The organism is Gilliamella sp. ESL1225 (assembly GCF_058502635.1).
This window is the reverse complement of sequence record NZ_CP196358.1, coordinates 32,670-47,754: the sequence shown is the minus strand read 5'-3', so window position 1 is coordinate 47,754 and position 15,085 is coordinate 32,670. Positions and strand designations below refer to the sequence as shown.

The 15,085-nt window shown below is 34.9% G+C and carries 11 protein-coding genes, 5 tRNA genes and 1 pseudogene; 13 read left to right on the top strand and 4 right to left on the bottom strand.

Going from position 1 to position 15,085, the window contains the following annotated elements; genetic code table 11:
- Positions 1–11: 11 nt before the first annotated feature.
- The 3 genes from ACSYSW_RS00190 to queA all read right to left on the bottom strand — a co-directional run bounded on the left by ACSYSW_RS00190 (position 12) and on the right by queA (position 2,568).
- A tRNA-Pro gene (locus ACSYSW_RS00190) sits at positions 12–88 on the bottom strand.
- 60 nt (positions 89–148) lie between these two features.
- Positions 149–1,294, bottom strand: coding sequence for a tRNA guanosine(34) transglycosylase Tgt (gene tgt / locus ACSYSW_RS00185; RefSeq protein WP_491705263.1), 1,146 nt, complete (start codon positions 1,292–1,294; stop codon positions 149–151).
- Between the two features lie 188 nt (positions 1,295–1,482).
- Positions 1,483–2,568 (bottom strand): tRNA preQ1(34) S-adenosylmethionine ribosyltransferase-isomerase QueA, encoded by a 1,086-nt coding sequence (gene queA / locus ACSYSW_RS00180; protein WP_491705264.1) that lies wholly within the window; start codon positions 2,566–2,568, stop codon positions 1,483–1,485.
- A 233-nt stretch (positions 2,569–2,801) separates the two neighbouring features.
- Here queA and ACSYSW_RS00175 point away from each other — a divergent pair, with 233 nt between their 5' ends.
- The 5 genes and pseudogenes from ACSYSW_RS00175 (at position 2,802) to rpoH (ending at position 7,167) form a co-directional block, all read left to right on the top strand.
- Entirely contained in the window at positions 2,802–3,362 is a 561-nt protein-coding gene (locus ACSYSW_RS00175) for a pseudouridine synthase (protein ID WP_491705265.1), read from the top strand.
- Positions 3,363–3,498: 136 nt separating this feature from the next.
- Positions 3,499–4,422: pseudogene (gene ftsY, locus ACSYSW_RS00170) on the top strand (signal recognition particle-docking protein FtsY); the annotation flags it as partial.
- A gap of 31 nt (positions 4,423–4,453) precedes the next feature.
- Complete coding sequence (ftsE, locus tag ACSYSW_RS00165) at positions 4,454–5,119, top strand: cell division ATP-binding protein FtsE (RefSeq protein ID WP_491705266.1); 666 nt, start codon at positions 4,454–4,456, stop codon at positions 5,117–5,119.
- Entirely contained in the window at positions 5,112–6,092 is a 981-nt protein-coding gene (ftsX, locus tag ACSYSW_RS00160) for a permease-like cell division protein FtsX (RefSeq protein WP_491705267.1), read from the top strand. Before ftsE ends, ftsX begins: the two co-directional genes overlap by 8 nt.
- A gap of 232 nt (positions 6,093–6,324) precedes the next feature.
- Complete coding sequence (rpoH, locus tag ACSYSW_RS00155; RefSeq protein WP_491706041.1) at positions 6,325–7,167, top strand: RNA polymerase sigma factor RpoH; 843 nt, start codon at positions 6,325–6,327, stop codon at positions 7,165–7,167.
- A 174-nt stretch (positions 7,168–7,341) separates the two neighbouring features.
- Here the strand turns inward: rpoH and ACSYSW_RS00150 are convergent, their stop codons facing one another.
- The gene (locus tag ACSYSW_RS00150; RefSeq protein ID WP_491705268.1) at positions 7,342–8,556 is read right to left on the bottom strand and encodes a pyridoxal phosphate-dependent aminotransferase; all 1,215 of its coding nucleotides are present in this window, start codon (positions 8,554–8,556) and stop codon (positions 7,342–7,344) included.
- A 141-nt stretch (positions 8,557–8,697) separates the two neighbouring features.
- Here ACSYSW_RS00150 and ACSYSW_RS00145 point away from each other — a divergent pair, with 141 nt between their 5' ends.
- The 8 genes from ACSYSW_RS00145 to ACSYSW_RS00110 all read left to right on the top strand — a co-directional run bounded on the left by ACSYSW_RS00145 (position 8,698) and on the right by ACSYSW_RS00110 (position 14,956).
- Entirely contained in the window at positions 8,698–8,967 is a 270-nt protein-coding gene (locus ACSYSW_RS00145) for an ACT domain-containing protein (RefSeq protein WP_491705269.1), read from the top strand.
- A gap of 47 nt (positions 8,968–9,014) precedes the next feature.
- Positions 9,015–10,370 carry a PFL family protein gene (locus ACSYSW_RS00140; protein ID WP_491705270.1) on the top strand — a complete coding sequence of 452 codons (1,356 nt, stop codon included), beginning with the start codon at positions 9,015–9,017 and terminating at the stop codon, positions 10,368–10,370.
- A 159-nt stretch (positions 10,371–10,529) separates the two neighbouring features.
- Positions 10,530–11,318, top strand: coding sequence for a tRNA cyclic N6-threonylcarbamoyladenosine(37) synthase TcdA (gene tcdA / locus ACSYSW_RS00135; RefSeq protein ID WP_491705271.1), 789 nt, complete (start codon positions 10,530–10,532; stop codon positions 11,316–11,318).
- Positions 11,319–11,724: 406 nt separating this feature from the next.
- Complete coding sequence (gene adhE, locus ACSYSW_RS00130) at positions 11,725–14,403, top strand: bifunctional acetaldehyde-CoA/alcohol dehydrogenase (RefSeq protein ID WP_491705272.1); 2,679 nt, start codon at positions 11,725–11,727, stop codon at positions 14,401–14,403.
- A gap of 157 nt (positions 14,404–14,560) precedes the next feature.
- Positions 14,561–14,636: transfer RNA gene (locus ACSYSW_RS00125), tRNA-Thr, on the top strand.
- Positions 14,637–14,665: 29 nt separating this feature from the next.
- Positions 14,666–14,750: transfer RNA gene (locus ACSYSW_RS00120), tRNA-Tyr, on the top strand.
- 52 nt (positions 14,751–14,802) lie between these two features.
- Positions 14,803–14,877, top strand: a tRNA-Gly gene (locus ACSYSW_RS00115).
- A 3-nt stretch (positions 14,878–14,880) separates the two neighbouring features.
- Positions 14,881–14,956, top strand: a tRNA-Thr gene (locus ACSYSW_RS00110).
- Positions 14,957–15,085: the final 129 nt, after the last annotated feature.

The following is a 15,085-nucleotide window of genomic DNA, read 5'->3' as shown; positions in this document are numbered from 1 at the left end:
TTTTTCTTAATTGGTCGGCGAGAGAGGATTCGAACCTCCGACCCACTGGTCCCAAACCAGTTGCGCTACCAAGCTGCGCTACTCGCCGTTAGGTGACGCATAATACTTTGCTCTGTACTTTGTGTCAAGACCCATGTTAAAAAATTAATTAATTATTATAATTACCTAACATTGTAGGTGTTTTTCCAATACGCTCATAAAACTCTTCGACAAATGCTTCATAACGTTTATTAGCAACGGCATCGCGAATTTCTTCCATTAAACGTTGGTAATAACGCAAGTTATGAATGGTATTTAAACGTGCACCTAAAATTTCTCCACATTTATCTAAATGATGCAGATAAGCTTTTGTATAATTTTTACAGGTATAGCAGTCACAATGTTCATCAAGTTTAGATGTGTCATTTTTATATTTAGCATTACGAATTTTAATCACACCATTTGTAACAAATAAATGACCATTACGTGCATTACGTGTTGGCATAACACAATCGAACATATCAATGCCGCGTCTTACTCCTTCAACTAAATCTTCAGGTTTACCAACGCCCATTAAATAACGAGGTTTATCGGCGGGTAATTGTGGACAAGTTCCTTCAAGAATACGGTGCATATCTGCCTTAGGTTCACCAACAGCAAGGCCTCCGACAGCATAACCATCAAAACCAATTTCAGTTAAACCTTTGATAGAGATATTGCGTAATTCTTGATGGATCCCACCTTGCACGATACCAAATAAAGCATTTTTATTACCGAGCTCATCAAAGCGGGCGCGACTACGTTTTGCCCAACGTAATGACATTTCCATGGATTTTTTGACATAATCCCACTCAGCAGGAAAAGGAGCACATTCATCAAAAATCATTACGATATCAGATCCCAAATCATATTGGATCTCCATTGAGATCTCGGGCGATAAGAAAATTGCATCGCCATTAATTGGATTGCGAAAATGCACGCCTTCTTCTTTAATTTTACGAATATCACCTAAACTAAAAACTTGAAAACCACCAGAATCGGTAAGAATAGGACCTTGCCATTGCATAAAATCATGTAAATCACCATGTTGACGCATAATTTCTTGTCCCGGTCTTAACCATAAGTGAAACGTATTACCCAGAAGAATTTGTGCACCTGTTGCTTTGACTTCTTCAGGAGTCATTCCTTTAACGGTTCCATAAGTCCCAACAGGCATAAAAGCGGGGGTTTCGACAGTATATTCAACACCACGACGATCAAACTTCATACGACCACGACGAGCAAGCCCATCGGTATTATCTAATTCAAATTTCATAATAATAAAAACCTCGGCAACCAAATAAACAGTTTGGCGCAATTTATGGATAAAAACGTTCATCTTTTAGAACGTAGGCAACAAGTTTAGCGTTGCTTACTTAATTTCACAATCTTTATCAATAATATAAACAATATATTAATTGTTTGCATTAAATCGATATCAGTATGGAAAGCTGTATTTAAAAATTAATTTTCTTTATATTGGCTTTTAATGAACATAGCATCACCATAACTAAAAAATCGATATTGATTTTCAACTGCTATGCGATATGCTTGCATGGTATTTTCATAACCAGCAAAAGCGGAGACTAGCATAATTAACGTCGATTCAGGTAAATGAAAATTTGTAATTAATGCGTCGATGACATTAAAATGATAACCAGGATAAATAAAAATTCGTGTATCATCAAAAAAAGGCGCAATAATTCCTGTTTTTTGCGCGGCACTTTCTAAAGCACGGACTGAGGTTGTACCAACTGCAATAACTTTATTTCCTCGTGCTTTGCATGCCAAAACGGCATCTACCACAGATTGAGGGACTTCGGCGTATTCAGCATGCATAATATGAGATTTTATATTTTCAACACGAACAGGTTGAAAAGTACCGGCACCAACATGCAAAGTAACAAATGCCAATTCGATGCCTTTTTGTTTTAACTCTTCAAGCATGGGTTCATCAAAATGTAATCCGGCAGTTGGCGCTGCGACAGCTCCCGGTTTTTGATTATAAACGGTTTGGTATAGCTCTTTATCGGCTTCATCATCTGGTCGATCAATATAAGGTGGTAATGGTATATGTCCAATATTATTTAAAATAGTTAACACATCGTCAGGAAATTGCAGCTCAAATAAATTTTCATGCCTTGCTATCATACGCACTGAAATAGGCGTTTCTTTCGTTAAGATATTATTATCAATCGCTTGCTCACTAATTGCGTGTCGACTAAATAATAATTCGCTACCTTCTTTTGGGGATTTAGAGGCTTTAACATGAGCAAGGACACGGTTATTTTCAAGAATTCTTTCAACTAGGATTTCAACTTTTCCGCCCGAAGCTTTTTTGCCGTATACACGTGCCGGAATAACACGAGTATTATTAAAAATTAATAAATCACCTTGTTGAAGGTTATCGATGATATTGGTAAAACAACCATGTTCAATCATGCCCGTTTTTCCATCTAAAGATAATAAACGGCAAGCACTTCGAGTTTCAGTGGGATATTTAGCGATGAGATTGTTTGGCAATGTAAAATTAAAGTCGGATAATTGCATAATAACTATTTAATAACTACCTAATAATAACTACTTATCAAAAAATGAGCATTAGTCTAAAGGTGACGAAAACAGGAAGCAAGTTATTATTAAAAAAGTTATCATTTAAGCAAGATCTTTTTAAAATAATCGACAATTTTCACAATTATTAATAATAATTCGTCAAAGAAATTCATTACAGGTTATAATCATTAACATTAAATAAAATGTATTAAATAAAATAGTTAACAGTTATGCGACAGCTGATTGCCTTTAATAAACCGTTCAATGTAACTTGTCAATTTTCGCCACACGAGAAATACCAAACATTGAAAGATTATATTAATTTACCTAATTTTTACCCAGCGGGTCGTTTAGATACCGACAGCGAAGGATTACTTTTATTAACTAATAACGGTAAATTACAAGCAAAAATTGCCTCTCCAAAATATAAATTACCTAAAACTTATTGGGTACAAGTGGAAGGAGAAATAACTTCATTGGCAATTACTCAATTAAGAAATGGTATTCAACTTAAAGAATTTTATACGGCGCCGGCAATCGTTGATTTTATTTCAGAGCCTAACGAGCTGTGGCAAAGGACCCCCCCTATTCGTGAACGTAAATCGATACCTACAACATGGATTAGTATCACAATTACCGAGGGAAAAAATCGACAAGTACGTCGAATGTGCGCAGCAGTGGGATTCCCTTGCTTGCGTTTAATTCGCGTACAAATTGGCAAGTATAATTTGTTTAATCACCATTTAACATTAAGTAAATGGCAACAGATTGATACCAGTCAATTGTTTTAATTTTTTTATATGATAAATTTTTAAGAAAAAATTTATCATTTTAGGTTTCAATTGAATAGATTGGTTTTCTATTAAAATAAGATAAAATATTCAATATCATTACCCTAGGATAGACAATTTTATGCATGAACAAAAAAAAGAAGGTTTTTTTTCGCGATTAAAAAAGAGCCTGTTCAAAACAAAACAAAATATTGGTTCTGGCTTTATCAATCTTTTTAAAGGAAAAAAGATTGATGATGACCTTTTTGAAGAATTAGAAGAGCAATTATTAATTGCTGATGTAGGATTAGAGACGACGCAAAAATTAATTGATAAATTAACGCAACATGCAACGCGTAAGCAATTAAAAGATGCTGATGCACTTCATTCATTATTAAAAGATGAAATGACCACCATTTTAAAACATGTTGATAAACCTCTTAATCTTGAGGAACATAAACCTTTTGTAATTTTAATGGTTGGTGTAAATGGCGTAGGCAAAACAACTACCATTGGCAAATTAGCGAAACAATTTCAAGATCAAGGAAAATCGGTTATGTTAGCTGCCGGTGATACATTTCGTGCTGCAGCCGTCGAACAGTTACAAGTTTGGGGTGAAAGAAATGGGATCCCTGTTGTTGCTCAGCATACAAATGCTGATTCTGCATCAGTTATTTTTGATGCTATACAAGCGGCTAAAGCTAAAAAGGTTGATATTCTTATTGCTGATACAGCAGGACGATTGCAAAATAAAGCACATCTAATGGATGAACTCAAAAAAATCGTTCGTGTAATCAAAAAGCAAGATATAGATGCACCTCATGAAATTATGTTGACTATTGATGCCAGTACCGGACAAAATGCAGTCAATCAAACCAAATTATTTAATGAAGCGGTTGGTGTGACAGGTTTAACGCTTACCAAACTAGACGGGACAGCAAAAGGTGGCATTATTTTTAGTATTGCCGATCAATTTCAAATCCCTATTCGTTATATTGGGGTTGGCGAAAAAATAGAAGATTTAAGACCATTTGTTGCAGATGAATTTATCAATGCTTTATTTGATAATTATGAAGAATAAGAAGAATAATATGAACGATTAGAGAATTAGCATGATCCAATTTAAACGAGTAAGTAAGGTCTACTCTGGCGGTAAACCGGCATTACAAAATATTAATTTTATGATTCAACCAGGAGAAATGGTTTTTTTAACCGGTCATTCGGGTGCCGGTAAAACGACATTAATGCGCTTAATTTGTGGTCTTGAAAAAGCAAATGATGGACAAATTTTGTTAAATAATATTGATGTGTCGCAACTTAGGAAGCAAGATTACCCTTTTTTGCGACGCTCTATTGGTATGGTATTTCAAGATCATCAGTTATTAATGGATCATAATGTTTATGATAATGTTGCTATACCATTAATTATACTAGGAAAATCACCTGAAGAGATAAGGCGCCGTGTTTCTGCTTCATTAGATAAGGTGGGATTAATAGAAAAGATGAAATTTTATCCCATTCAATTATCAGGAGGCGAGCAACAACGAGTCGGTATTGCCAGAGCAATAGTCAATCACCCAAGTATTTTACTTGCTGATGAACCAACGGGAAATCTTGATGACAAATTGTCTAAATCTATCCTTAAACTGTTTGAAGAATTTAATCAAACTGGCGTAACAGTATTAATGGCTACTCATAATATGGCACTTATTCGACGTAAGCATCATCGCATTTTAAATCTTAATCAAGGTAGATTAGAGGAATCGTTGAATGCTTAAAGCGAAAAAAAAGGTGAGTCAATATAATCATCATAATAATAAAGATGAAAATAGCTTTTTTAAACGTTGGCAAAGGCAAATTACTTATGCTTGGAAAAATGTTTTTAATGATTTTCGTCAGCATATTATCGCCACGTTATTAACTATTTTTGTCATTGCTATTTCTATTACCTTACCGACTATCTGTTATTTACTATGGAAAAATGCTAATGCAGCAGCTAATCAATGGGATCCTACACCTAATCTAACATTATATTTATCTAAAACATTAACCAAAATCGAAACAGAAGAGCTTAAAAAAACAATTGAAGCTTATCCTGAAGTCGAAAAAATAAAATATCTTTCACGCGATGAAACACGTGAGGAGTTTAGATTATGGTCAGGATTTAGTAATGCTTTAGATTTGTTAGAAGAAAATCCATTACCGGCGGTAATGATTGTTATTCCTAAAGATAATGCCAAAAACACAAAAATTTTACATGAAATACAAATAAAATTTCTTAAACTTCATGGTGTTGATGATGTAAGGCTTGACGATAGTTGGTTTACGCGCTTAACAGCCTTAACCGACATGATTAAGAAAATTGTATGGATGATTTCGATTTTTATGATCATTGCGGTATTTTTAGTGATTGGAAACAGTATTAGATTAATGATCTTTGCAAGGAGACAATCCATTACCGTCATGCAATTAATTGGCGCTACAGAAGGTTTTATTTTGCGTCCATTTTTATATAACGGTATTTTTATTGGTTTTGTAAGTGCTATTGTTGCGTTAATTTTTTCTATCATTTTTATTTTTCAGTTAGATAGGATTATATTAAATGTATCTTCTATTTTTAGTACGGTCTTTAATATAAAAGGTCTAACATTTGAAGAATGTTTATTTATCGTTTTACTCAGTATGATGGTTGGTTGGTTATCGGCGTTTATTGCTACAAAAAAATATTTAGAGAAGCCTTCGATTAATTAGAATAATTAGACCAACATTTTTATATCGTAATGTTGATTAATTTTTGTATTTAAATCATACTTACCTGTTAATAACGATTGATTGTGTGAACTAAATCATCATTTATTGGTCTAATTTTATTAAAGAAGCTATTTTCGGAAGGCTGTATTATCAATCTTTATAATATTTTAAATGGATTGCATAAATATTAAAACTGAATCAAAAGGGGAATTAAATGAATACTGAAATAAATATGAAAGCAGTTGCTTTAATCCCGCAAGCTAACACAGAATGCTTTTTGCGTGCTATCAATACCTATCCTATGTTAACTGCTGAAGAAGAAAAGTCATTAGGGGAAAGGCTTTATTATCATGATGATGTCGATGCGGCTAAACAATTAATTTTATCTCATTTGCGTTTTGTGGCGCATATCGCTCGCGGTTATTCAGGTTATGGTTTGCCGCAAGCTGATTTAATTCAAGAAGGTAATATAGGGTTAATGAAAGCGGTGCGGCGTTTTAATCCTGAAATGGGTGTTCGTTTAGTGTCTTTTGCTGTTCATTGGATTAAAGCTGAAATTCATGAATATGTTTTAAAAAATTGGCGTATTGTCAAAGTGGCAACAACAAAAGCGCAACGTAAATTATTTTTCAATCTTCGTAAAAATAAACAACGTCTAGGATGGTTTAGCAATAAAGAAGTGGATATTGTTGCAAGTGAACTGGGCGTAAGCCGCAAAGATGTTCTAGAAATGGAATCTAGAATGTCGGCACAAGATATGTCGTTTGATATTGATAATAGTGACGATGATAATTCTATTATTGCCCCAGCTCTTTACTTAGAAGATATCAATTCAGATTTTTCAAAATTTATCGAAAATGATAATTGGGAAAGCGATGCGACCGATAAATTACATGATGCTTTATCAGCGTTAGATGAACGTAGCCAAGATATTATTAAAGCTCGTTGGCTAGATGAAGATGATAATAAATCAACGTTGCAAGTTTTAGCCGATAAATATCACGTTTCAGCAGAACGTATTCGTCAGCTAGAAAAAAACGCTATGAAAAAATTACGTGGTGCAATTGAAGCTTGATTGTGAAGCGAAAGAATTTCAATAATATTCTAAATTATTGATGAATATGATGGCTACACCATTTAGTATTAAAGATAAATACCAAACAAAAATGCCTAGCTTTTGCTAGGCATTTTTTTGTAATTAATCTAAATAAGAGAACAGATTTTTCATTTAATCATCTAACTTTAATATCTATTGTTTATAGTTAGATAAGAAACGCGCAATTCGCGAAATAGCATCTTCTAATTCGCCCGTATGTGGTAAAGCAACAATACGCACATGATCCGGTTTGTGCCAATTAAAGCCTGTTCCTTGGACCAATAACACTTTTTCTTGTAATAATAAATCTAAAACTAATTTCTGATCGTTTTGAATATTAAATTTCTTTTGATCTAATTTTGGGAATAAATATAATGCCCCTTGTGGTTTTTTACAGCTAACTCCGGGGATGTCGTTTAATAATTGCCAAGCTAACATACATTGATCATAAAGCCGACCGCCGGGAACGATAAACTCATTGATACTTTGATAGCCACCCAATGCGCCTTGTATAGCATGTTGTAATGGGACATTAGCGCATAAACGCATTGACGCTAACATATTTAATCCTTCAATATAGCCTTTCACATGTTGTTTAGGACCACAAAGCGCCATCCAACCTTGTCTAAAGCCGGCTGAACGATAGGTTTTTGAAAGACCACTCATCGTTACGACAAATAAATCAGGAGCTAATGCGGCTATAGAATAATGGACAGCATCATCGTATAAAATCTTGTCATAAATCTCATCAGCAAAAATAATTAGATTATTTTGGCGTGCTATTTCGGCAATATCCATCAGCATTTGTTTACTGTATACAGCGCCTGTAGGATTATTTGGATTGATAATCACAATACCTTTTGTTTTTGGTGTGATTTTTCGTTTAATATCATCAAGATCAGGTGACCAATTTGCCTCTTCATCACAAAGATAATGCACGGCATTACCGCCAGATAAACTTATAGCGGCTGTCCATAAAGGATAATCAGGCATTGGAACTAAAATTTCGTCATCGGTATTTAATAAGGCCTGCATGCTTTGTACAATTAACTCCGACACGCCATTACCTATATAGATATCTTCAACATCTAAACCAGTAATGCCTCTTGCTTGATAGTGCTGCATAATTGCTTTACGAGCAGAATACAGACCTTTTGAATCACAATATCCTTGTGAAGTAGGTAAATTACGAATGACATCAACAAGTAATTCATCAGGTGCAGAAAATCCGAAGGTAGCGGGATTACCAATATTTAATTTTAAAATTTTTTGCCCTTCTTCTTCTAATTTCTTTGCATGATCAAGAATAGGACCTCGAATGTCATAACAAACATGATCTAATTTATTGGATTTTTGAAAATTTACCATAATCTATACTCTTATATTGTATCGTCGTTATAATTTTTATCAGGAATTTAATCTACTCCTATTTAGAATATTTTTGAAGATGTTAATATAACCTGTTTAATAAATATCAGATTGATTGTATAAATTTTATGCGGAGTTCACATGAAAACGATTTTAACAGTTATTGGTAAAGATAAAGCAGGCATTATTGCGGGTATAAGTCAAAAATTATATGAGTTAAATATAAATATTTTGGATGTTTCACAAACCATCACTGATAATTATTTTACGATGATTATGGTACTTGATTTCAGTCATATCACTATTCCTTTTGATGAAGTTAAAACGGCTTTGCTACAAACGGGTGATAATCTTCAGGTTAAAGTGAATTTACAGCGTGATGAAATTTTTACCGCAATGCATCGCCTATAAACAATAACTTATTATTTAATATATTTATTTTATAAAGGATAAGCCTAATGGAAACAAATCAGATCCTAGAAACCATTAAAATGATTGAGGAAGAAAAGCTTGATATTCGAACCATTACTATGGGGATTTCATTACTCGATTGTATTGACAGTGATGGTGAAAAATCTCGTCAAAAAATTTATAACAAAATCACTCATCTAGCAAAAGATCTTGTTAAAATCGGCGAAGATATTTCTTCTGAATTTGGTATTCCTATTATCAATAAACGTATCTCTGTAACACCTATTTCCCTAATTGCTGGGGCAAGCGATGATAGCGATTATATTGCCTATGCTCAAACCTTAGATAAAGCCGCTAAAGCTGTTGGCGTTAATTTTATTGGTGGATTTTCTGCCTTAGTACAAAAAGGTTATCATAAAGGGGATGAAATACTGATTCGATCAATCCCACAAGCCCTAGCGCAAACAGAACGAGTATGTGCATCAGTTAATGTTGGCTCAACGCAAGCAGGCATCAATATGAATGCTGTTAAACAAATGGGTGAAATTATTAAACAAGCGGCGGAGTTAACGGCAGATAATAGTAGTATGGCGTGCGCTAAACTAGTAGTTTTTGCAAATTCAGTTGAAGATAATCCTTTTATGGCTGGTGCTTATCATGGGGTAGGTGAGGCCGATTGTGTTATTAATGTTGGTGTGAGTGGACCAGGTGTTGTTAAACGTGCACTTGAAAAAGTGAAAGGTGAATCCTTTGATATTGTTGCCGAAACCATTAAAAAAACAGCCTTTAAAATTACCCGTATGGGGCAATTGGTTGGAAAAGAAGCCTCAAAACGTTTGGGTGTTAAATTTGGTATTGTTGATTTATCATTAGCGCCAACACCGGCAATTGGCGATTCTGTCGCTCATATTTTAGAAGAAATGGGTTTAGAAGTCGTTGGAACTCATGGAACAACGGCTGCATTAGCATTATTGAATGATGCTGTCAAAAAAGGCGGTGTAATGGCATGTAATCATGTCGGTGGATTAAGCGGCGCTTTTATTCCGGTTTCCGAAGATGCGGGTATGATTGATGCGGTTAATAAAGGTGCCTTGAACCTTGAAAAATTAGAAGCGATGACATGTGTGTGTTCAGTTGGGCTTGATATGGTTGCTATTCCAGGTGATACCTCTGCTCAAACCATATCGGCAATTATTGCTGATGAAGCGGCGATCGGTGTCATTAATCATAAAACAACAGCAGTGCGCATTATTCCCGCTATGGGTTTAAACGTTGGCGATAACATTGAATTTGGTGGGCTACTGGGACATGCTCCTGTCATGGCTGTTAATAAATATAGCTCTGTTGATTTTATATCGCGTGGAGGCCATATACCTGCCCCTATTCATTCGTTTAAAAATTAATTTTTTTATGCTTTTGTGCCTGACATTTAAGCAAAAATTGCAAATCAATGAATGTTTAAATTGTCAAGGCGCCAACTATTTGTTATTAAAATCAAAGTATAATTTATCAAAAGTCTTTTAGGAGATGAAGATGCATAATGTACATCTTCAATAAAAAATATGTTGTCAGAATCTTACCTTACTCGTTTTAATGGCATTGCTAGATTATATGGCAATTCGGCTTTAATTAACTTCAATCAAGCTCATATTTGCGTTATTGGTATTGGTGGTGTGGGTTCTTGGGCGGTTGAGTCTTTGGCGCGTTCAGGTATTGGAAAAATTACTTTAATTGAGCTTGATGATGTCTGTATTAGTAATACTAATAGGCAGATTCATGCATTGAAATCGACAGTCGGTCAACCTAAAACTTCAGTTATGAAGGAAAGAGTACTTGCGATTAACCCTGATTGTATCGTTAATATCATCGATGATTTTATTAATGTGACTAACGTTGCAGAATATTTAGGTAATAAAATAGAGCCTCATTTTGATTATATTATTGATGCGATTGACAGTGTGCGTGATAAAGCTGCCGTACTTGCTCATTGTAAACGGCAAAAATTAAAAGTGATTACCATAGGGGGAGCCGGAGGTAAAAAAGATCCGACGCAAATTAAAATTGCTGATTTATCGAGAACAATTCAAGATCCTCTTGCTGCGAAATTACGCGAAAGACTTAAAAACGATTATAAATTAAACAAAGATAGTAAAGGAAAATATGCCATTCCTTGTGTTTTTTCGACAGAGCAATTAGTTTACCCTAGCCAAAATGGACAAGTTTGTTTAAATAAAAATCAAGCTATTGGGGTAAAAAAAATGGATTGTGAATCGGGATTTGGGGCAATTACGACCGTAACAGCCTCTTTTGCATTTGTTGCTGTAAGTTATGTTTTAGGTAAATTAGCCTAACCTTTTAACATTAAAACCAAAAAGTTTTTTATGAATTATTAACTAAATTTTATGGTTTCAACATCAAACTTTATGGATCATTAACCAAAACAGTCTAAATTTTAAACTAAAAACGCAAAGAACAAATGTAGTTTTTTTATTACTTTGATCGCTTACTTAAACGCTTTATTTGCATAAATATTCTAAAATAATGAATTATTAATCAACCCAATTAATTTTATTTTCTTAATTAAAATCTAATAAAATTAAGTGAGTTAACATTAACATATTGAAATATTTATTGATAAGAATGTGTATTTATTTTAAAATTCTTACCAGATAATTTTATGCAAAATTAAGTTTAAACATGCCACCTTGAAGGCTTAAACGAACCGATTTTATTTTTTTAAATTTCAAGGAGAAGTCCATGGCAGTAACCGATCTAAATGAGCTAAATGAATTGATGAGCCGTGTTAAACAAGCACAAGACATTTATTCTACTTTTACTCAAGAGCAAGTCGATAAAATTTTTATTGAAGCCGCAAAAGCTGCAGCCGCCGAACGAATTCCATTAGCACAATTAGCTGTTAGTGAATCGGGTATGGGGGTAGTCGAAGATAAAGTGATTAAGAATTTATTTGCATCTGAATTTATTCTTAACCAATATCGTAACGATAAAACCTGTGGTGTCATTAGTGAAAACGAACAATTTGGTACCATCACACTTGCAGAACCATTAGGTGTTATTTGTGGTATCGTACCAACAACAAATCCAACCTCTACAGCGATATTTAAAGCATTGCTGAGTTTAAAAACCCGTAATGCGATTGTATTTTCACCTCATCCTCGAGCTAAAAAAGCAACTATACAAGCTGCTAAAATTGTATTAGATGCGGCTGTTAAAGCAGGTGCGCCAAAAGATATTATTGGTTGGATTGATGAACCAACACTTGAATTATCAAATGCTTTAATGCACCACCCAGATGTTGCGGTTATTTTAGCGACAGGTGGACCAGGAATGGTAAAAGCGGCCTATAGTTCAGGTAAACCTGCGCTTGGTGTTGGGGCTGGTAATACCCCAGTTGTTATTGACGAAACAGCCGATCTTAAACGTGCTGTTGCTTCAATTTTAATGTCAAAAACATTTGATAACGGCATGATTTGTGCATCTGAACAAGCAATTGTTGTTGTCGATTCAGTTTATGATGAAGTACGTAAATTACTTAGCGAATATGGTGCTTATGTTTTATCTCCAAAAGAAACTAAAGCAGTACAAGATATTATTCTGGATGATAAAGGCGCTCTTAATGCGAAAATTGTAGGTCAACCTGCTGCTAAAATTGCTGAAATGGCCGGAATTAGCGTCCCATCTTCAACTAAAGTATTAGTTGGTGAAGTGTCAAAAGTTGATTTATCTGAACCTTTTGCCCACGAAAAATTATCACCAACACTAGCTATGTTTAGAGCTAAAGATTTTAATGATGCTGTTGAAAAAGCGAAAAAATTGGTTGAAATGGGCGGATTAGGGCATACTTCTGTGCTTTATACCGATCAAGATAATCATCAAGATCGAATTGCTCATTTTGGTAGCAAAATGAAAACTTGCCGAATCTTAATCAATACTCCGGCATCTCAAGGGGGTATTGGCGATATCTATAACTTTGATCTAGCACCATCTTTAACTTTAGGATGTGGTTCTTGGGGAGGTAATTCTGTCTCTGAAAATGTTGGACCAAAACATCTAATTAATAAAAAAACAATCGCGAAAAGAGCCGAAAATATGTTATGGCATAAATTACCCAGTTCAATTTACTTTCGACGAGGATCGCTACCAGTAGCTGTTCAAGAAATTATTGATCAAGGCGCAAAACGTGTATTTTTGGTAACCGATAAATTCTTATTTGAAAATGGTTATACTAAAAAAATTACCGATCAACTTGAAGCTCATGGTGTTTTATGTCAAATCTTTTCAGAAGTTGCAGCAGATCCTACGTTAAATATCGTTAAAAAAGGGACTGATGCCATGAAAGCCTTCCAACCTGATACTATAATCGCATTAGGTGGTGGGTCACCGATGGATGCGGCTAAAATCATGTGGGTGCTTTATGAACATCCTGAAACAAAATTTGATGAATTAGCCTTAAGATTTATGGATATTCGTAAACGTGCGTGTCATTTCCCTAAAATGGGCGAAAAAGCCAAGTTAATTTGCATTACAACAACATCAGGAACCGGATCAGAAGTGACACCTTTTGCTGTTGTGACTGATGAAGTAACAGGACAAAAATACCCATTAGCAGATTATGCCATAACGCCTAATATGGCAATTGTCGATGCAAACCTTGTGATGGATATGCCAAAATCTTTATGTGCTTTTGGTGGATATGATGCTGTTACCCATGCGTTAGAAGCTTATGTGTCTATAATGGCAAATGAGTTTTCAGACGGACAAGCATTACAAGCACTTAGCTTATTAAAAAATAATTTACCGGCAAGTTACAAAGAAGGCAAAAACAACCCGGTAGCTCGTGAAAAGGTACATAGTGCGGCAACGATTGCCGGAATCGCTTTTGCACAAGCATTTTTAGGCGTTTGTCACTCACTGGCACATAAACTAGGTGCAGCGTTCCATGTTCCTCATGGATTGGCTAATGCTATGTTAATTAGCAATGTTGTGCGCTTTAATGCAACCAATAAACCGACTAAACAAGGAACATTTAGTCAATATGGTTATCCGCAAGCTATCGAACGATATGCGCAAGTTGCTGATCATTTAGGTTTGACGAAGGATTCTGATTCAAATGAGCAAAAGATCGAGAAATTGCTTAATTGGTTAGATGAATTGAAAAAGGATTTAAATATTCCTTTCTCTATCAAAGAATATGGCATTGACGAGCAAGAGTTTCTAGCCGCAGTTGATCAGTTAGCCATTGATGCATTTGATGACCAATGTACGGGAGCAAATCCACGTTATCCTCTTATTTCGGAATTAAAACAGCTTTATTTAGATTCTTATTATGGACGTAAATATCAAGATAAAGATGAAATTAACGAAAAAAACGCATCAAATGCACCTAAAAGTAACACTAAGTCATTGAAAAAATAAAAATTAATATTATTTTTTCAATCAAAAAAACCCTGAAAATACCTAAACCTTTCAGGGTTTTTTTATTGGTTTTGATTTATTTTTAAGCAAACAAAAATAAATTGCATATTTTTGCTTGCCAAGCCTAACCAGATGTTCTAGAATGCGCAGCACTTAGGCCGGCTTAGCTCAGTAGGTAGAGCAACTGACTTGTAATCAGTAGGTCGCCAGTTCGATTCCGGCAGCCGGCACCATTCCTAAGTATACAGGTTTAAAAAATTCGGGTGGGGTTCCCGAGCGGCCAAAGGGAGCAGACTGTAAATCTGCCGTGTCACACTTCGAAGGTTCGAATCCTTCCCCCACCACCATTAAATATTAGCAATAGCTAATTGAAGCTTTTAGGTAGCCGAGTTTTAACATGCGGGCATCGTATAATGGCTATTACCTCAGCCTTCCAAGCTGATGATGCGGGTTCGATTCCCGCTGCCCGCTCCAATTGCTGATATAGCTCAGTTGGTAGAGCGCACCCTTGGTAAGGGTGAGGTCGGCAGTTCGAATCTGCCTATCAGCACCAGTCTTGTTACTCTCCTAAAATTGACTTCTTAAAAATGAATGATTAATGACTTTAAAACTTGTCACTATGCGGTTTTATCTGTTATTATTCGATGCTAATTTTAATTAGTATTGTGTTAATGGCACGATA

Coding starts and splice junctions, on each gene's coding strand:
- queA (WP_491705264.1), bottom strand. CDS start 2,568: ATGCAATTATCCGACTTTAATTTTACATTGCCAAACAATCTCATCGCT.
- ACSYSW_RS00140 (WP_491705270.1), top strand. CDS start 9,015: ATGGAAACAAATCAGATCCTAGAAACCATTAAAATGATTGAGGAAGAA.
- tcdA (WP_491705271.1), top strand. CDS start 10,530: ATGTTGTCAGAATCTTACCTTACTCGTTTTAATGGCATTGCTAGATTA.
- rpoH (WP_491706041.1), top strand. CDS start 6,325: ATGAAAGCAGTTGCTTTAATCCCGCAAGCTAACACAGAATGCTTTTTG.
- ACSYSW_RS00150 (WP_491705268.1), bottom strand. CDS start 8,556: ATGGTAAATTTTCAAAAATCCAATAAATTAGATCATGTTTGTTATGAC.
- adhE (WP_491705272.1), top strand. CDS start 11,725: ATGGCAGTAACCGATCTAAATGAGCTAAATGAATTGATGAGCCGTGTT.
- ACSYSW_RS00175 (WP_491705265.1), top strand. CDS start 2,802: ATGCGACAGCTGATTGCCTTTAATAAACCGTTCAATGTAACTTGTCAA.
- ftsE (WP_491705266.1), top strand. CDS start 4,454: ATGATCCAATTTAAACGAGTAAGTAAGGTCTACTCTGGCGGTAAACCG.
- tgt (WP_491705263.1), bottom strand. CDS start 1,294: ATGAAATTTGAATTAGATAATACCGATGGGCTTGCTCGTCGTGGTCGT.
- ftsX (WP_491705267.1), top strand. CDS start 5,112: ATGCTTAAAGCGAAAAAAAAGGTGAGTCAATATAATCATCATAATAAT.
- ACSYSW_RS00145 (WP_491705269.1), top strand. CDS start 8,698: ATGAAAACGATTTTAACAGTTATTGGTAAAGATAAAGCAGGCATTATT.